Below are 18355 nucleotides of genomic sequence, written 5' to 3'. Positions count from 1 at the left end.
GTCGCCATCGGGGCAGGGTACGGTGGCAGTGGCCACCCGAACTGGCGTTTGGTGGGCGCGCACCATTGTGTGAGCAGCAGCGTGCGGCCGGGGGCTGGCTACCCCGGGCCGCACGGTGCTGACGCGACGAACGTACGTATCAGTACTGCGTGGTGACCGTGACGCCGCTGAAGTCGGTCTGGGCGTAGAGGCTGATGTAGCGGTAGCCGGCCGTGGTGTTGGTGACGGTCAGGCTCTGGCTGGTGCCGTTGTTGAGTGAGCCGTTGGTGTAAGCGGTGGGCGTGGCCCAGGCGTTGGGGTTGTAGAGCAGGTACGCGGTGCCGGTGCCGCCGCTGGACGTGACGTTGAGCGTGGTGGTTCCGGCCGGCAGGTAGATGTAGTAGTAGTCCAGGTTGCCTGCCGTGGCCGACTGGCCGGCGCGGAAGCAGTTGCGGTCCAGCACCTGGGTGTTGGCCGCGGTGCAGGCCGTGGTACCGCCGCCACCCCCACCGCCACCGCCGCTGCCCGCCGTGCAGGCGCCGGCGGCGCAGGCGTCCAGCCAGGTGTTGAAGTCGGCGTCGTATGCGGTGCCGATGGAGTTGTAGACCGCGTAGCCACCGGTGTAGTCGCCGGTGCGGAAGTGGCTCAGCATGTTGGCGATGACGTCCGGGTGCTTCTCGACCATGTACCGGACGGCCAGGTAGCCCCACGGGTAGGTGCGGGTCTGGTCGCTGTTGGCGTAGGTGTTCTGGAACAGCGTGCTGAGCGCGTAGGTGTGCTTGGGGGCCTCGGCCATCGCGCCCGTGTCGGTCACGTTCCGGTAGGTGTACGACACGTACTCGGCCACGCCCTCGATCCACCAGACGTCCGGCACGACGGTCTGCTGGGTGAAGTTGCCCTTCATGTCGTAGCGGGCGTCCAGGGCGTGGGTGTACTCGTGGTTGAGGTTCCAGATGCCCGCGGTGAACCCGTCGTTGCCGTTCTGGTAGGTGAGGGAGATCGGCTGGTTGCTGGGGTTGGTCGGGTCACCGACCAGCGTGATACCGCCGTTGTTGGTGCTCACCCCGTAGATGCCGCCGGCGTAGGTCTGGTAGTCCTGCGGGCTGGCGAAGACCACCATCTGCAGCGAGTTCTCGTACTGGCCGGGGATCGCGCCGTTGTCCTTGACCAGGTTGTGGACGAACGCGTCCTGGTTCTCCAGACTGGAGCAGACGGCGGTCAGGTCGGCGGCGGTGAGGCTCTGCGCCAGGATGCTGTGGGTGGCGTCGCAGGTGTAACTGACCGGCAGGGCTGCGGCCTTGAGCTGCTGCGGCAGGTTGCAGACGCCGTAGTAGGAGCAGTTGGACGCGTCGTAGAAGCTGGCCATGCCGGCCACGCCGACCCAGAGCCGGGCGGTCGGGCCGGTGATCGAGGAGGCGTCGAGCAGTCCCTTGATCAGCGGCTTCACGGTGGCCTGCAGAGCCGAGTGCTCGATGAAGCGGGCGGTCTCCAGGCCGGCGTTGGAGTCCAGGAACGAGTTGGTGGTGCCCAGCAGGTCCTTGTGGTTGAGCGCGAAGGTGTCGAGCGTGGTGATGATGCTCGGGTCGCTGGTGACCGCGGTGACGAAGTCCGGGTTCTGGTGGCCGCGGTAGAGCGGGGTGAAGACGTCGTTGACGAAGTTCACCATGTACCAGGAGGCGTTGTAGGTCGCGGGGTTGTAGGCGTTCAGCACCTGCTTGTAGGTGTTGAGGTAGCGGCCCTGCAGGTTGGCGCTGTCGGTGAGGACCATGACCTCGCCGGATATCTGGCCATTGGCGTCGCTGACGTCGCCGAGGTGCGAGTTGGCGACGAATGAGTCAAGGCCGCTCTGCACCGCGCTGGTGAGGGTGGCGTCGTAGCTGCCGACGTCGGCGGAGTCGTAGAACTGCACGTAGTAGCCGGCGCGCAGGAAGAGCACCAACTGCCAGATGCCGGTGGAGTCGTCACCGGTGTAGGCGGCGGCCTGGCTCTGGAAGGCGCTGGCGACGGACAGCATCTGACTCTCGCGGAACACCCCGGAGGCGTTCGAACCCGTCACCTGGAACAGCGAGTTGATGCAGTCGGGAGTGGACGCCTGGACGTAGGCGGCCAGGTCGGAGCCGGTGCGGCTGCTGAAGTCGGCCGGGGTACAGGAGGCGGTTGCCGTCCCGCTGCGCACCGTCGGCTTCAAGACGGTCTTGGGACCGGACTGCGGGCTGCTCGGGGGGAGTTGGGCCGGGGTGAGCCGCTGGTGCTGGGCCGTTGCCTGGTCGGGGGTGCCGAGCGTGGGGGCGCCGGCGGGCGGGAGCAGCCCAGCGTGACTGGCCTGCGGGGTGGCCTGCGGAGCCTGCTGCGCGGGGGCAGCGAAGCTCGGCGCGGCCAGTGCGCCGACGAGGGCCGTGCTCGCCGCGGCGAGCACGGCCAGCCCTCGGGGCAGCCGGAAGTGGGGACGCATCGTCACTCCTTGGTGGGGGACCTGGTGGATGCGCGCCTCGGTACGAACTGTGGAGGCGTGAGACGCACCGTCTCACGCTGCCGATGCCCCTTCAATAGCACGTGACATATCAGATGGCATCGGCGAGCCATACCATCGGACGCCCTGTTCATGGGGGCGCTTTGGCCGGTCACAGGGGCGCACTGCAGCGCCGCGCGCCGTATTGCACATCAACAGCCGCACCCGGCCCACCAAGCCCGCGCCCAATGCTCACCGCGCCGTGATGTCCTTGCTGGGCCGACGAACGCACACGCACGGCCGACTGACGAACCAACTGAGATCGAGGTGGACGAGCGCATGACCGTGGCCTTCTCGACCGGCCCCACCGGACTGGGCACCAGCTCGCTGCAAGCCCGCCGGCAATCGGGCGAACAACCCGTCCGCCCGATCCCGGGACTGTACTGGCACCCCGTCAAGGAGCCGGAGCCCGCGGTGGTCGCCGAGATCGACCGCCGGATCGCGCACTGGGCAGTGGAGGAGGCCAGCCTCGTCCCGCCGGAGTGGGCGGACGAGTTCGAGGCCTTCGGCACCGGCCGCTCGGTCTGCCTCACCTACCCCGAGGCGGCCGGCCTGGACCACTTGGAGGCAGCGGCCCGACTCCTGGTGGCGGAGAACGCCGTCGACGACTGCTACTGCGAGGACCACGGCGGCTCGCCGCACGGCCTCGGCGCCCGGCTTCTGATGGCGCACTCCTCTCTGGAGCGCCCCTATGCCGTCGCCCCCTATGAGCAGCAGTGGCAGGAGAAGCTGGACAGCGAACCGCCGTGCCGCGCCTACCGGGCCGCGATGGAGTTCTTCAACCGCCACACCAGCGACCAGATCCGGGACCGCGAGATCCACGACCTGGCCCGCCTCCACCTGGGCTATCTCGCCGAGGCCGCCTGGTCGATCGACGGCGTGGTGCCGGAGATCCCCGAGTACCTGATGGTACGTCAGTACAACAGCTTCCGCCCTTGCCTGACCATCGTGGACGCCATCGACGGCTATGTCTTCCCGGCCGACCTCCACGACCACCCCAAGGTCCAACAGGTCATCGCCCTCGCCTCATTGGCGACCACCTTGGTCAACGACCTGTACTCGTACACCAAGGAGCTGCGCTCGCCGCGCCCGCACGTCAACCTGCCCACCGTGGTGCAGACCCATGAGAACCTGCCGCCGGACGAGGCGTACGCCAAGGCCATCACCATCCACAACGACGTGATGCACCGCTTCGAGGCGGAGGCCGCCGCCTGCGCCGCCGAACTCCCCAGCCTGCTGACGGCCCGCTACCTCAAGGGCGTTGCCGACTGGGTCGACGGCAACCACTGGTGGCACGCCACCAACACCCGCCGCTACACCCTGCCGGGGTTCCTGCCCGCGGAGTGAGGCGTTCAAGTGCTACCGGGGCCACTCAGTTGCCACTGGGGCCCCGAGGCATCGGCCCGCTCAGCTCGCCGCCCGGGCGGACTCCGGGGCGCGCTGGGCGGTCCAGCCGCGCTTGGCGTAGGAGTTGACGCCGGTGAGGGTGATCCGCAGGAGGGCGCGCAGCTCGACGTGGAGCGGGATGGTCTCCTCGGCGGACTGCGACCAGCGGTAGAGGAGGCCCAGGTAGGCGTCCCGCAGCATGTTGCCGGCCAGCACCGGGTCGATGTCGGAGGCGATGTCGCCGCGGACCTGGCCCGCGGAGATCGCCTGGACGAAGACGGCTCCGGCGTATTCCGGCGCCTCCAGCAGGGGTTGGCCCGACTTCAGCCAGGCCGTCAGCATCACCTGGGTGAGCTTGCGCTCCCCCTCGTTGAACTCGGCGAGGGCCGACATGCACCGCTCCAGCTGGACCGTGGTGTCGTAGTCGTCGTGGGCCAGCGAGCGGTCCATGAGCTCGCGGAGCTTCTCCTGGCGCTGCTGGGCCCACGTGGTGACCAAGTCCTCCTTTCGCTGGAAGTGGTTGAAGAACGTTCCCCGGGCCACATCGGCACGTTCGGCGATCTGGTCGATCGTGGTCCGCTCGTACCCCTGCTCGGCGAAGAGCTCCAGCGCCGCGGTGTACAGGCGGTCGTGCATGCGGTTCTTGCTCCGCTCCCGCCGGCTGAGTGGGCGCTCGGCTTGGGGTGTCTCGGTCGTCATCGGCTCTGTCCTCTCGTCCCGTCGATGCGCGTCCGGCCCCCCGAAGTCAGACCGAAGTGAGCTGACCGCATGGCTGCGACCGACATCGCCAGGCCCGTCCTAGCCCGGGCCACGAACCTATACCGTGGTTCATTGTTAGATTCTAGTTCACGATTGACACGGCGTCATCATGCTGCGCGCATCTCATTGAACTCGGCGGCGGCGGTTTCCAGTTCGGTGGCGAGGGCGGACAGGCGGTCGTCGCCCAGCAGGCGGCCGGTCGGGATCTCGACTCCGAACTCCTGCTGGAGAGTCCGCCGCAGCTGGACCGCCATCAGCGAGTCCAGGCCAAGTTCGCGCAGCGATCGCCGCAGGTCGACGCGGTCGACGGTGGTGCCGAGCACCGTGGCGACGTGGACGGTCAACCGCTCCGTGGCACTGCGGACGGGCTCCGGCCGGGCTGCCTTGGGCCGGGCCGTCTTCGGCTGACGCAGCGCCAGCTCGATGACGGCGGCCCGCACCCGGGGCGCCTCGGCGGGAGCGGTCTGGCGGCCCGCCGTGCGGAACAGCACCATGCCCTGGAAGTCGGCCAGCACCCGCCCGTCGGACGCCGTGAGGACGACATCGCCGCGCGCCGTGTCCTGGTCGCCGTCCGGCTCGAACCGGGTCATGCTCCAGAGCTCCCCGGCGGGCGCGTCGGCCAGCAGGACGCGGTCGAAGGCGACGGGCACGTAGGCGGTCGTGGGGTCGCTCGGCCAGGCCGCCAGCATCGCCAGCAGGCCGGCCTCCCACGCTCCCGCGGCCCCGGTGGTTCCGGCCCCCGGCAGGTCCAACCGGGCCACCGCCTCGCCGTCCCGCCGCCACAGCTGCTGGACGGCCCGCAACGTCGGGGCGACGGAGTAGCCACGGCCCTCGGCCCGGCGGTAGAACTCGGCGCCGGGGACGTACTCGACGCACCGGGTGAGCGCGAGGTCCAGGTCGGCGGTCGACGGCGCGGGCGCCTGCTCGGCGGCCCGCGCCCGGCCCTCCAGGCAGCGCACTCTGGTGCCCGAGCGGTCCGAGACCGCCTCGACGCGGAAGCCGTACTCGCCCTCCAGCTCATCCAGTTGAATGACGAGCGTGGTCTCGGCAGCGTCCGCCAGCAGCGGCAGGCCGTCGCCGAGGCGGACGTCGAGCAGCTCGACGGAACCCTCCCCGACGAGGTCGCGCACCGTCTCCGCGAGCGCCTCGAAGTACACCACCGGCGGGACCAGTGCGGTGCCGCGCGCGATCACACCGCTGCCCAGCGCCGCCAGGCCCAACCGGGAGAGGCGGACCCGGCGTTCGGCGCCCCGGGTCGGCTCGGCGGCCCCCGCGGCCGTCGGCGTGGCCTCCGGGGCGAAGTCCTCAGCGTCCCAGCTGTACAGCGGCAGCGGCACCCGCGCGGTGGAGGCGCCGTACCAGCGCCGCCAGTCCACCGCGACGCCGAGCGCGAAGGCGCGGCCCAGGGCGCGGACGGCCGCCGTCGACTCGCTCTGGCGGCGGATCAGCGTGGTCACCACCGCGGCGTCCAGCCCCGCGGCGCCCTGCACCTCCTCGACCGCCTGGCTGAGCACCGGGTGCGGGCTGACCTCGATGAAGACGGCGCCCCGGGCCTCGGCCAGCTGCCGCACCGACTCGGCGAACCGGACCGGCCGGCGCAGGTTGTCGACCCAGTACCCGGCGTCCAGCGCGGTGCCCTCGACCGGCGCGCAGCGGACGCTGGAGAACAGCTCGCCGTGCGCCGCAGTAGGCGTCAAGTCGGCGAGCCCGGCCGCCAGTTCGTCGCGGATCTCATCCATCACCGGGGAGTGCGAGGCCACGTTGACCTTGACCCTGCGGTTGAGGATCTGCCGCCGCTCCAGCTCGGCGGCGATCTCCTCGATGACCGCCGGGTCGCCCGCCAGCACGGTGGCGGACGGGGAGTTCTCCACCGCCACGCACACCTCGTCGCCGTAGCCGGCGAGCAACTCGTGGGCCTGCTGCGGGGAGAGCTCGGTGGCGAGCATCGCGCCACGTCCGGCGAGGCGTTGCATCAGGGTGCTGCGGCGGCAGATCACCCGGGCCGCGTCCCGCACCGACAGCGCCCCGGCGACGCAGGCCGCCGCCACCTCGCCCATGCTGTGGCCGATGCTGACGTCCGGGTCGACGCCCAGCGACCGCCAGTGCGCGGCCAGGGCGACCTCCATGGCCCACAGCAGCGGCTGCACCACGTCGACGGCGCTGTCCACGTCCGTGTTCTCGTCCTGCAGCAACTCCAGGACCGACCAGCCGAGTTCGTCGCGGACGGCGGCGTCGCACCCGGCCATCGCGGTACGGAAGGCGGCGGAGGTGCGCAGCAGCTCCACGCCCATGCCGCGCCACTGCGAGCCCTGGCCGGGGAAGACGAAGGCCACCTGGCGGGGACCGTCGAAGCCGGCGTCGTGGATGCCGCCGTCGGGGGTCGGCGAGCCCTCGGCCACGGCGCGCAGGGTGGCGGCCATGGCGTCGTGGGTGGAGCCCACGGCCCACAGGCGCAGCGGGTGGTGGTCGCGGCCCAGGATGGCGGAGCGGCAGATGTCGCGCAGCGCGTGGCCGCGGCCTGCGCCGTCGGCGCCCAGGTGGTCCGCGTGGCGCAGGGCCAGGCGGCGCAGGGCGGCGGGCGTGCGGGCGCTGAGCACCAGCAGCTGCGGGCCCTGGTGGTCGGCCGGCTCCTCCGGGGCGTTGGCAACCGGCTCCCGGTCGGGGACGTATTCGCCGATCACGCTGTGGGCGTTGGTGCCGGACAGGCCGAAGGAGCTCACGCCGAGCACGGCCCGCTCACCACGCGGCCGCAACGGCGTGTTGCGGGTGACCACGGCCACCGGGAAGTCGGGCTCGGTGAGTTGCGGGTGCGGCGAGTCCAGGTGCAACGAGGAGGGGATCATGCGGTGTTCGGCCATCAGCACGGTCTTGATCAGGCCCGCGATGCCGGCGGCGGACTCGGCATGGCCGATGTTGGTCTTCACCGAGCCGACCAGCAGCGGCTGATGCGGTGCGCCCTCCTCGCGCAGCGCCTCGGCCAGGGCGCTCAGTTCCACGCCGTCGCCGACGGTGGTGCCGGTGCCGTGCGCCTCGACGTAGTCCACCTCGGCGGGCTTGACGCCGGCGCTGCGCCAGGCGTTGCGCAGCATCGCTGCCTGCCCGGAGACGGCGGGCTGCATCAGCAGGCCGCTGCCGTTGCCGTCGTTGGTGACCGCGCTGCCGAGCAGCAGGGCGCGGATGCGGTCGCCGTCCGCGAGGGCGTCGGAGAGCCGCTTGAGGATGATCACGCCCACGCCCTCGCTGCGGACGAACCCGTCGGCGCTGCTGTCGCCGAACTTGCAGCGGCCGTCCGGGGAGAGCATCCGGCCCTGCGAGTAGGCGACCGCGTCGCTCGGCGAGAGGATCACATTGACGCCGCCGGCGATGGCGAGGTCGCTGTCGCCGGTCAACAGGCTCTGGCGGGCGGCGTGCACGGCGACCAGGGCGGATGAGCAGGCGGTGTCCAGCACCACGCTGGGGCCGCGCAGGTCGAAGGCGTGCGAGACCCGGCCGGAGGTGACGGCCCGCAGCCGGCTGCCGACCATGGTGCGGATATCGGCGCTGGCGGCATCACCGGCCGCGTCGGCGTACTCGGCGGTGGCCTGGCCGACGAACACCCCGGTCTGGCTGCCGCGGACCGACGCGGGCGGGATGCCCGCGTCCTCGAAGGCTTCCCACACGGTGTGCAGCAGCAGCCGCTGCTGGGGATCCATGGTGCGCGCCTCGCGCGGCGAGATGCCGAAGAACGCGGCGTCGAAGCCGTGGACCTCGTCCAGGAAGCCGCCGTGGCGGGAGATCAGCTTCGCCGGGGTGCCCGGCTCGGGGTCGTACCAGGCGTTCACATCGAAGCGGTCGGCCGGCACCGGCAGCACGGCGTCGGTGTTGCTCTCCAGAAGGTTCCAGAACTCCGCGACGCCTGCTGCGCCCGGGAAGCGGCATCCCATACCGATGATCGCGATCGGTTCGTCAGTCGTGTTCACTGTTCGGCTTCCTCTCCACCCGTGGTCCAACTCTGTACCGAAGACCAAACCTGTCCTTTAGGGGCACTGATGCGCCGACTTCGTTTTCCTCCCGACGGCCCGTGAAAGGTACCTGAAACCAAGGTCCAATAGGGGACCTGACAGCTATTCAGTTAGCCGTTCGACTGCAACCCTCCTAGGCCCCTTCGGCGATAGTTGAACTAGGGTCCACTGATTGAACTCCGGTACATGAATGTGCTTCAGTTGCGAAGCCAGCCGCCGAGAGCGAAGGAATGGGCAGCATGCTGAAGACACGGACACTGGGCCGGCAGGGGCTCGCGGTCTCCGAACTGGGCCTCGGGTGCATGGGGATGAGCCAGTGGTACGGGGCCACCGACGATGCGGAGTCGACCGCCACCATCCACCGGGCCCTCGAACTGGGCTACACACTGTTCGACACTGCCGAGGCCTACGGCCCTTACGACAACGAGGAGTTGCTCGGCCGGGCGCTGGCAGGACGTCGCGAACAGGCGGTCATCGCAACGAAGTTCGGCTTCCCGATGAAGCTGAAGGACGGCTCGACGGCCGAGGCCGACAGCCGCCCGGAGCACATCACCGAGGTCGTCGAGGCCTCCCTGAAGCGCCTCGGCACCGACTACCTCGACGTCCTCTACCAGCACCGGCTCGACCCCAAGGTGCCGATCGAGGAGGTCGTGGGCGCCATGGGCGAGCTGGTCCGGCAGGGCAAGGTCCGCCACCTGGGCCTGTGCGAGGTCGGCGCGAACACCATCCGGCGCGCCCACGCGGTCCACCCGCTCTCCGTGGTCCAGGCCGAATTCTCAGTCTGGGAGCGGAACTTGGAGGACGAGGTGATCCCGGTGCTGCGCGAGCTCGGGATCGGCCTGGTCGGCTTCTGCCCGCTCGGCCGGGGCTTCCTCACCGGTGGCGTCAAGCGCGCCGAGGAGTACCCGGAGGACGACTTCCGCCACTTCGACCCGCGGCTGCAGGGCGCCAACTACGACCAGAACATGGCAATCGCCGCCAAGATCAAGGAAGTTGCGACCAGCCACGACCTCACCCCGGCCCAACTCGCCATCGCCTGGGCGCTACACCAGGGCGACGACATCGTGCCGATCCCCGGCACCAAGCGGCGGACCTACCTGGAGGAGAACACCCGCTCGGGCGAGGTGGTCCTCGACTCCGAGCTGCTGGCCGAGATCGAGGCCGCGGTGCGCGCCGACGCCGTCGCCGGCCCCCGCTACAACGAGCGGATGATGGCCTTCATCGACCGCTGATCAAGCCTGGCTGACGCTGATCACGCCCGGCTGATCCTGCCCGGCCCGCGCAGACCCCTGGTGCCCCCCACACACTTCTCAGGAGCAACCGTGGACATACCGAACTGGCAGAAACACTGGCACGACCGCCGCGACACCTTCGCCGAGGAGTGCCGGCAGGCCCGCGAGGAACTGCTCGCCGACCTCCAGCAGCCCGGCCGCGCCCAGCAGCGCGTGCTCGCGGACGTCATCGACATGAGCGCCGGCTCGGTGCACTGGCGGGAGAACAGCTACGACGCCGCCGCCATCGACCCCGCCCTGTTCCGCGAGCTGCTGCCGATCATGCGCTACGACGACTTCGTCCCGCAGATCGAGCGGGAGACCCGCACCAAGGGCGGCACCCTCACCTGCAGCCCCGTGCTGCGCTGGCTGAAGACCAGCGGCACCACCGGGACGCCCAAGCTGGTGCCGTACACCCTGCACTGGCTGCTGACCTACCGCATCCCCGCGATGAAGGCGATGTGGGGCACCTACCTGGAGTACCACCCGGAGCTGCTGTCCCACCCGTACGCGACGCTGGACACCCAGACCGTGCGTGAGGACGTGTACGACTTCGTGCACGGCATCGGCCACCAGGCCGTCAGCAACCGGCATCCGCAGATCAACAGCCGAGACTGGAACCCGCCGTGGTACGAGTCGCCTTGGTTCGGCCCCAACGTTCCCAGCAGCCACGAGGGCCGGATGTACCACCGGATCCGGCACCTGCTCGGGCAGGACCTGCACTACATCTCGTCGATCAACCCGAGCACCCTGATCTCGCTGCGCGACCTCCTCGCCCAGCACGGTGAGGAGTTGGTGCGCGACCTGCGGAACGGCACGATCGAGGGGCAGCCGTACGGCGAGCCCGACGAGGCGACCGCCCGGCACCTCCAAGAGGTGCTGCGCCGACCGGACTTCAGCCTCAAGGACGTCTGGCCGTCGCTGTCGCTCTACACCTGCTGGCTGTCCGCCTCCGCCGGGCTCTACACCGAGAAGCTGGACGCGGTCTTCCCGGGCGTGGCCAAGCTGCCGTTCATGAGCTGCGGAACCGAGGGCGTCACCACCATCCCGGTGGACGACTCGCTGCACAGCCAACCACTCGCCGTGGGGCAGGCGTTCTTCGAGTTCGTGCCCGCCGACGTGGCGCTGGGCGAACTGGTGGAGAACGGCGAGCCGGTCCGGACGCTGCTGATCGACGAGGTCGAGGCGGGCCGCGACTACCACCTGATCATGACGCAGGGCAACGGCCTCTACCGGCTGTGGACCGGCGACGTCTACCACGTCGACCGGATCGTCGACGGCACCCCATGGGTCCACTTCGTGCACCGCGACGGCATCTTCCACTCCTTCACCGGCGAGAAGATCACCGAGAACCAGGTGACCCAGTCCATCCAGCGGGGCCTCGCGGCCCACGGCATCGGGACCAGCCTCTACATGTGCGGCCCGCGCTGGGCGGAGCCGCCGAACTACATCGTGGTCGCCGAAGCGCCCGATCCGTCGGGGCAGTTGGACCGGGCGCTGTCGCAGGCCGTCGACCGGGCGCTACACGAGATCAACATCGAGTACGCGTCCAAGCGGGACAGCGGCCGGCTCGGCGCGCTGGAGGTCGTGACCGTGCCCCGGGACGCCATCAGCGGCTACGTCGAGAGCCGCCGCCAGGCCGGCAACGCCACCCAGTACAAGTACAAGCCGTTCCAGAAGGACGTCGACTTCGTGGCCGCCCTCACCGGTCGCTGCTGAAAGGAGAGTTCGGACATGATCGAGACCAAGAGGCCGCCGCAGAACATCCGCCGCGAGATCGTCGGACTACCGGTCGCCGACGCCGAGTTGGCCCTGCACCTGTGGCGGCCGCGCGGGCAGGTCAAGGGCGCCGTCTTCTACTTCCACGGCCTGCAGTCGCACGCCGGCTGGCTCTGGGAGGTCGGCCCGCAGTTCGCCGACAACGACATCGCCTTCTACGTGCTGGACCGCCGCGGCAGCGGCATCAGCGCGGGCAGCCGGCACGAGCTGCCCGATGTCGACACCGTGGTCCGGGACTACATCGCCGCCGTCGACCACGTGCGGCAGACGATCGGCGACGAGGTGCCACTGTCGCTGTTCGGGCACTGCCTGGGCGGCTCCTTCATGGCGGCCCTGATGCACCACCCGGAGTTCACCACCCGCTATGACGCGGCGATCTTCTGCTCGGCCTGGCTGGGCAAGCTGCACGCCACCCTCGACGACGAGCAGCGGCAGGCCCTCGCGGCCGAGACCAGCGGGGAGTCGTGGGACGCCGGCCTGCTGGCCTCGGACTTCACCGACGAGCCCCGGCACCGGCACTTCATCGACAACGACGACCTGGCGGTGCGCGAACTCACCCGCCGCTCCCGGGGCGTGCTGCTCGGCCTGGAAACCCTCTACCTGCGGCCCGAGCGCGCGCTGCCCGCGGTGCCGACGGTCTTCGTCTCCGGGCTCAGCGACCCGATCGTCGACCTCGACGACGCCCAGGGCACCTTCCTCCAACTGACCGGCGGGCAGGGCGCGATGATCCAGTTCCCGACGGACAAGCACTACCTCTTCTACACCGATGTGCGGGCCCGCCTCGTCGACTGGGCGTCCACCTTCACGCTGCTGCAGGGGCTGGACCGCAATGCCTGAACCAGCGAAGGCCACGTTGTACCGGGTCGAGCAGCCGATGGCGACCAGCTTCGACCACCCCGCCAAGCGCCGTTCGACCTCCGACAGCCTGCTGCTGCGGTTGGAGGTCGACGGGGTGACCGGTCTCGGGGAGTGCGCTCCCCGGGCCTATGTCACCGGCGAGACCAGCGACTCCGTGGCCTCCGCGCTGCGCGAGGTGCCGCTGGACGCGGTCTTCGCGCGGCTCCGCGCAGCCGAGCCGGCCGAACTGCTGGCCCGGCTGCGCGAGTCGGGCGTCGCCGGCACCTTCGGGGTGCGGGGCGCCGGCAATCTGCTGTGCCTGCTGGAGACCGCGCTGCTCGATCTGCTGGGGCGCCGACTGGGGCTCGGCGGAACCGAGTTGGTGGAGTGCCGGAAGGTGCTGACGGGCGCGCTGCCGGTCTCCCAGGTGCTCGATCTGAGCCTGGACGTCGAGGAGTTCCTCGACACCCGGGGCCCGTTCCACTTCGTCAAGGTCAAGGCCGGTGCGGACATCCGCCGGGACGCGGCCACCGTCCGGGCGATCCGCGGCCGGCTCGGCGACAAGGTGCCGGTCATGGTGGACGCCAACATGAGCTGGTCCGCCGAGGAGGCCGCCGGACACCTGGCCGCGCTGTGCGACGCCGGGGCCGACTGGGTGGAGGAGCCGCTCGCCAAGGGCTCCTGGATCGAACTCGCCGAGCTGCGGGCCCGGTCGGGCCTGCGGATCATGCTCGACGAGTCGGTCTGCACCCCCGAGGAGGCCTGGCGGGCGGTGACGTTCCGGGCCTGCGACGCCTTCAACATCCGGGTCGCCAAGAACGGTGGCCCGATCACCGCGGCCCGGCTGATCGCCCTGGCCCGCGCCGCCGGGCTGGCCTTCCAGATCGGCGTGCAGGTCGCCGAGGTGGGCCCGCTGATCAACGCGGGCCGGGCTCTCGCCTTCGCCCACCCGGAGGCGCTGACCGTGGAGGCCGGCCAGTGGGACCGGTTCTTCCCCGAGATGGTGGTCTCACCGCGCCCCGTCGTGGACCGGACCACCAACACCGTCGCCCCGGCCCCCGGGCCCGGCTTCGGCCTGGAACTCAACGAACGCGCCGCGGCCTGGGCGGTGGCCCGCCGCATCGAGGGCGACCCCAGCTGGCGTCCCGCAACTCCCCCGACCCGAACGGAGGTTCGCGCATGAACACGTCCTACTTCTCCGACCTGTTGGTGGAGTTCCTGAACCAGCAGGGCATCGACAAGGTGGCCTTCAACCCCGGTGCCTCCTTCCGCGGGGTGCACGACTCCCTGGTGCACCAGGACAACGCCGAGATCGCACCGGACATCGTGATGGCCTGCCACGAGGAGATCGCGGTGGCCATGGCACACGGCTACCACAAGGCCAGCGGTCGGCACATGGGCGTCTTCGTGCACGCCAACGTCGGCCTGCTGCACGCCTCGATGGCGATCTTCAACGCCTGGTGCGATCGGGTGCCGCTGTTCGTCCTGGGCGGCAACGGCCCGGTCGACGCGGGCAAGCGCCGGCCCTGGATCGACTGGATCCACACCTCGCAGAACATCGAGTCGGTGGTCAAGGACTACGTGAAGTGGTGCGACCAGCCGATCGGCCAGCGGGCCACCGTTGAATCCCTCTACCGCGCTTTCAAGTTGATGAACAGCCCGCAGCAGGCCCCGGTGTTCGTGGCGCTCGACTTCGACGTCCAGGAGCAGCCCCTGGAGGACGGTGTGCGGCTGCTGCCCGCGAGCAGCACCGATCCGACCCGGCTGCCCGCACTCGGCGGCGCCGACCTCGAGCACCTCACCGAGCTGATCAAGGCGGCCCAACTGCCGGTCCTGCTGGTCGACTTCTCCGGTCGCGACCCGGAGACGGTGGCCCCGCTGACCGCCCTCGCCGACGCCCTCGGCCTGGCCGTGATCGACCGCGGCAACCGGATGAACTTCCCCAACACCCACCAGCTCAACGTCAGCCACACCAGCTCCGAACTGCTGACCGGCGCCGACCTGGTGATCGCACTGGAGGTGCAGGACCTGGTCGGCGCGCTCGGCTCCTTCCTCACCCTCACCGACCAGGGACTGCCCGCCAACGGCGCCGAGCTGGTCACCCTGGGCTTCAACGAGCTGCTGACCAGCAAGTGGGCCGCCGACTACCAGCAGTTCGTGCCAGTGAACCGAGCCATCGCCGCCGACACCGCCGCCTCGCTGGCCGCGCTGAACGCGGCTGCGGCCGACCCTCAGGGCCCTTTTGCCGCACCGGAGTTCACCGAGCGCCGGGAGCAGCGGGTGAAGGCCCTGGCCACCGTGCACACCGAAGCCCGCGCCGCGTGGGCGCGGCAGGCCCAGGAGGCTAAGGGGAACGAACGCATCCACGTCTCCGCGGCCGTCGCCGAGATCCACCGCGCGGTCCGCGACGAGGAGTGGATCCTCACCAACACCGGCAGCCTCACCATCGACGGCTGGGTGAAGAAGCTCTGGCCGCTGGAGCGCCCCGGCAGCTACCTCGGCCTCAACGGCGGCGGCGGGCTCGGCTACGGACTGGGCGCGTCGGTCGGCGCGGCCCTCGCCCACCAGGGCGACGGCACCCTCTGCGTGGACCTGCAAGCCGACGGCGACCTGCTCTACACGCCGAGCGCACTGTGGACGCTCGCCGCGTACGACGTGCCGCTGCTGACGATCGTGATGAACAACCGCCTGTACCTGAACTCCACCCAGCACGCCGAGCGGATCGCCGGCAACCGCGACCGAAACACCGCCCGCGCCACCGTCGCCACCAGCTTCTACGACCAGCCGGTCGACTTCACCGGGCTGGCCGAGTCCTACGGGGTGCACGCGCTGCCCCGGGTGGAGCGGATCGAGGACGTCGAGTCGACGGTGCGGGCGGCCGTGGCCCACATCAAGGAGCACGGCAAGCCGGTCCTCGTCGAAATCCTCATGGACTGACCGCGCCCTCGTCGACATCCCCCTTCGACACACCCTTCGACATCCTCCTTCGACGTCCTAGGAGCCCCCACCATGACGGTGATCTTCGAATGCGAGTACGACGGCGAGCGCCTCCTCGGCCTCGGCCTGCCCGCCGACGACGCACCGCTCCACCTGTACCCCCTGGCCGGTGACACCCTGGCCGCCCAACTGCCCGCCGCCGGCGGGGACATGGCGGTCGCGGTCGCCCAACTCACCATGGACCGCGCCTCGGTGACCGTACCGGCGGCGGAGCGCAACCGGGTGCGGATGCTGCCGCCGCTGCTGCCCGCACACCTCGGCGACGCGCTGGTCAGCGGCTTCATGATGACGCACAACGTGAAGGTCGACGCCGAAGTCCCGGACCAGCCCAACTGGTTCGTCAAGGGCCTCGGCGACGCCCTGAAGGTGCCGGGCGAACCGCTGTCCGTACCCGCCGACGCCGTCGCGGTCTGTGAGGAGGCCGAGGTCGTCCTGGTCTACGTCGGCGACCGGACCGGTGTGCCGCGCTACGCCGGCTACACCTTCGGCAACGACGTCACCGACATCGGCCGCTTCAAGCAGCACGCCGGACACCTGTCGTACGCCAAGCTCTGCGACGCCGGCGTCTCCCCCTGGCTGCACCTGGACGAGCCGCCGCGCGAGGTGACCGGCGAGACCGTCATCGAGCGGAACGGATCACCAGCCTGGAAGGGCCACTTCCGCACCGGCACCGACGCCCTGCACTACGACCTGCCGACCATGATGGCCCGCCTCTTCGCCTACCGGGCCCTGCACCGCCCTGGCCGGGTGCACTACGTCTACCTCGGCGCCGACCGCGGCAGCTTCCACGCCGGCTTCCGGATCGCGGACGGCGACCGGGTCGCCCTCGACATCGCCAGCCACGGCGTGACGCTGTCCCACCCGCTGGCCTGGACCGAGGAGTCGCCGTCATGACCCTGCTGCGCCGACTCAGCGACATCGAGGCGACGTTCGCCTACACCCACGCCCTGATGCGCGGCACCACCCAGGTCACCACCCAGGTCACGGTGAGCGGCGCCCTCGCTCCCGAGCGGCTGGAGGCGGCGGCCCGGCGCTGGGCCGACGCGCTGCCGATGCTGTCGCTGCGGATCGAGGAGCGGCCGGACGGGCTGTGGTTCGCCGGCGGTCCGCGGCTCCAGGACGGGCAGCTGCGGCACAGCGAGCTCGCCTCTTCGGAATCGACGGAACCATCGGAATCAGCTGACGAGGTGCTGCGCCGGGAGCTCAACAACGTGCTGGAGACCGGCGGTCCGCTGTGGCGGCTGCACACCGTCCGCGACCGGGCGGCCGAGCGGACCCACCTGTACTTCACCCGCAACCACGCCATCTCGGACGGCCACTCCACCGGCGCGGTGATCCGGGCGCTGCTGGACGAGTTGTTCGGGCCGAGCGGCGAGACCAGCCCGTTCCGGGTGCGGGAGGTGCCGCCCGCCGCCCGCGACCTGACCTACCGCCACCCCTCCAGTGCCACCGGGGCCGCAGGTCAGGCGCTCCCTTCGCCCCCTTGGCACCCGTCGCCTCCTTGGCACCCGTCGCCTCCTTGGCACCCTTCGCCCCCTTCGCACCCGTCGCCCGAGCGGCTGCCGTTCGCGGAGCACCGGCCCTGGGCCGAGCGCGGTGCGGACCTGGTGCCGGTCGCCCTCACCCTCGAGGACAGCCAGGCGCTCAAGTCCTGGTGCCGGGAATACCAGGTGACGGTCAATCAGTTCTTCGGAGCAGCACTCGCCGAAGCGTACGCCGAGGCGACCGGCCGCTCCGCGGTCGGCCTGTCGACGGCCATCTCGCTGCGACGGCGCTACACGTCCGACACCCCGCTGCCGGACGTCGGATGCTTCATCGGCGTGCACACCGTGCCGCTGCGGCTCGACCAGGGCGACTTGGCCGGCCACGCGCGGGAGTACGGGGCCGCGCTGAGCCGCGCCGATGCCGCCTGGCGGCCACCGGCCCGGGAGCACGCGGCGATCCGCCGCGCGGTCGAGGAGACCGCGGCCGCGCGGTCGGCCGCCGCGATCTGCCTCACCAACGTCGGGATCGCCGACCCCGCGCTCGGCCCGCACCTCGGCCGGGTCACCGGCTACCGCACGGTGGTCAACCGGACCGGCGCCAACTACGGCGTGGTGCTCCATCTCGGCACGCTGGCCGGCACGTTCGGCCCGGTCCTCGCCTTCGGCACCCCGGCCGTCGACCCGGCGCTGGCGCGGGCAGTGGCCAAGGGCCTGCACGACCGGGCGGTGCGCCCCGACGCGGCGCACCGGGCCGGCTGACCTACTACTGGGAGGCTTCCTCGTGACGGAGCACCAGGTCGATGAGGCCCGGGAACTGCGCGTCGAACTCGGCCCTGCGCAGCCGGTTGAGGCGCTTGGCGCCGGCATCGCGCTGCTCGAGGAGTCCGGCGTCGCGCAGCACCGCGAAGTGGCGGCTGAGCGTCGCCTTGGTGACCGGCACGTCGAAGCTGCCGCAGTTGCGCTCCCAGTCGGCGGCGCCCGCCAGCTCCCGCACCAGGCTCTGGCGCACCGGGTCGGCGAGGGCGATCAGCGCGGCCTCCAGGGGCACGTCGGCCGGGTCGGTGTGGACCGGCGGGGTGCGGTGGCTCGCGGCCGCCGGGTCTTCTCTGGTCTGTGCCGTCATGGCTGGTTGCTCCATCCCTGTTCGCGCGGTCCGTAGCGGATCTGCCACTAACGGATTGCAGAGTGTTCGACGATCTGCGTACACTCTTGGAGTGTTCGTTGCTTAGCGAACACTCTACCGGAGACGGCGGCACCTTGCCCGGCTCCCGCACCTCGCACCTCCCGCACGTCCTGCGTTTCCCGCACCTCCCGCACCTCCCGCACGTCAAGCACCTCCCCCGCCTGCCTCCG

12 protein-coding genes are annotated in these 18355 nt (G+C 70.6%); 8 read left to right on the top strand and 4 right to left on the bottom strand.

Features of this window, described 5'->3' with window-relative positions; genetic code table 11:
- Positions 1-139 precede the first annotated feature (139 nt).
- Entirely contained in the window at positions 140-2431 is a 2292-nt protein-coding gene (locus tag P3T35_RS32905; protein ID WP_101383279.1) for a M9 family metallopeptidase, read from the bottom strand.
- A 336-nt stretch (positions 2432-2767) separates the two neighbouring features.
- Here P3T35_RS32905 and P3T35_RS32900 point away from each other — a divergent pair, with 336 nt between their 5' ends.
- On the top strand, positions 2768-3835 hold the full coding sequence (locus P3T35_RS32900) for a 2-methylisoborneol synthase (protein WP_143676971.1): 1068 nt from the start codon (positions 2768-2770) through the stop codon (positions 3833-3835).
- A gap of 60 nt (positions 3836-3895) precedes the next feature.
- Here P3T35_RS32900 and P3T35_RS32895 read toward each other — a convergent pair whose 3' ends face one another.
- Both P3T35_RS32895 and P3T35_RS32890 read right to left on the bottom strand, forming a co-directional pair.
- Positions 3896-4573, bottom strand: coding sequence for a TetR/AcrR family transcriptional regulator (locus P3T35_RS32895; protein WP_280708867.1), 678 nt, complete (start codon positions 4571-4573; stop codon positions 3896-3898).
- 167 nt (positions 4574-4740) lie between these two features.
- Positions 4741-8592 carry a type I polyketide synthase gene (locus P3T35_RS32890; protein WP_101383277.1) on the bottom strand — a complete coding sequence of 1284 codons (3852 nt, stop codon included), beginning with the start codon at positions 8590-8592 and terminating at the stop codon, positions 4741-4743.
- A 281-nt stretch (positions 8593-8873) separates the two neighbouring features.
- Between P3T35_RS32890 and P3T35_RS32885 the strand changes: the two genes are divergently transcribed.
- The 7 genes from P3T35_RS32885 to P3T35_RS32855 all read left to right on the top strand — a co-directional run bounded on the left by P3T35_RS32885 (position 8874) and on the right by P3T35_RS32855 (position 17761).
- Complete coding sequence (locus tag P3T35_RS32885) at positions 8874-9866, top strand: aldo/keto reductase (RefSeq protein WP_101383276.1); 993 nt, start codon at positions 8874-8876, stop codon at positions 9864-9866.
- 90 nt (positions 9867-9956) lie between these two features.
- Entirely contained in the window at positions 9957-11624 is a 1668-nt protein-coding gene (locus P3T35_RS32880) for a GH3 auxin-responsive promoter family protein (protein ID WP_101383275.1), read from the top strand.
- A 15-nt stretch (positions 11625-11639) separates the two neighbouring features.
- Positions 11640-12521 (top strand): alpha/beta fold hydrolase, encoded by an 882-nt coding sequence (locus P3T35_RS32875; RefSeq protein WP_101383274.1) that lies wholly within the window; start codon positions 11640-11642, stop codon positions 12519-12521.
- Positions 12514-13704: an enolase C-terminal domain-like protein gene (locus tag P3T35_RS32870; protein ID WP_101383273.1), complete on the top strand. Its 1191-nt coding sequence runs from the start codon at positions 12514-12516 to the stop codon at positions 13702-13704. The genes P3T35_RS32875 and P3T35_RS32870 overlap by 8 nt, the downstream gene beginning before the upstream one ends.
- Entirely contained in the window at positions 13701-15458 is a 1758-nt protein-coding gene (locus tag P3T35_RS32865) for a thiamine pyrophosphate-dependent enzyme (RefSeq protein WP_101383272.1), read from the top strand. The genes P3T35_RS32870 and P3T35_RS32865 overlap by 4 nt, the downstream gene beginning before the upstream one ends.
- A 72-nt stretch (positions 15459-15530) precedes the next feature.
- Positions 15531-16412 carry a fumarylacetoacetate hydrolase family protein gene (locus P3T35_RS32860; RefSeq protein ID WP_101383271.1) on the top strand — a complete coding sequence of 294 codons (882 nt, stop codon included), beginning with the start codon at positions 15531-15533 and terminating at the stop codon, positions 16410-16412.
- Complete coding sequence (locus P3T35_RS32855) at positions 16409-17761, top strand: hypothetical protein (RefSeq protein WP_101383270.1); 1353 nt, start codon at positions 16409-16411, stop codon at positions 17759-17761. The genes P3T35_RS32860 and P3T35_RS32855 overlap by 4 nt, the downstream gene beginning before the upstream one ends.
- Before the next feature lie 4 nt (positions 17762-17765).
- Here the strand turns inward: P3T35_RS32855 and P3T35_RS32850 are convergent, their stop codons facing one another.
- Entirely contained in the window at positions 17766-18125 is a 360-nt protein-coding gene (locus P3T35_RS32850) for a helix-turn-helix domain-containing protein (RefSeq protein ID WP_101383269.1), read from the bottom strand.
- Between the last annotated feature and the right edge of the window lie 230 nt (positions 18126-18355).

Source organism: Kitasatospora sp. GP30, from assembly GCF_029892145.1.
GTDB classification, from domain to species: domain Bacteria; phylum Actinomycetota; class Actinomycetes; order Streptomycetales; family Streptomycetaceae; genus Kitasatospora; species Kitasatospora acidiphila.
Note: the sequence above shows the minus strand (reverse complement) of the source record. Positions and strands in the feature narration are given on the sequence as shown.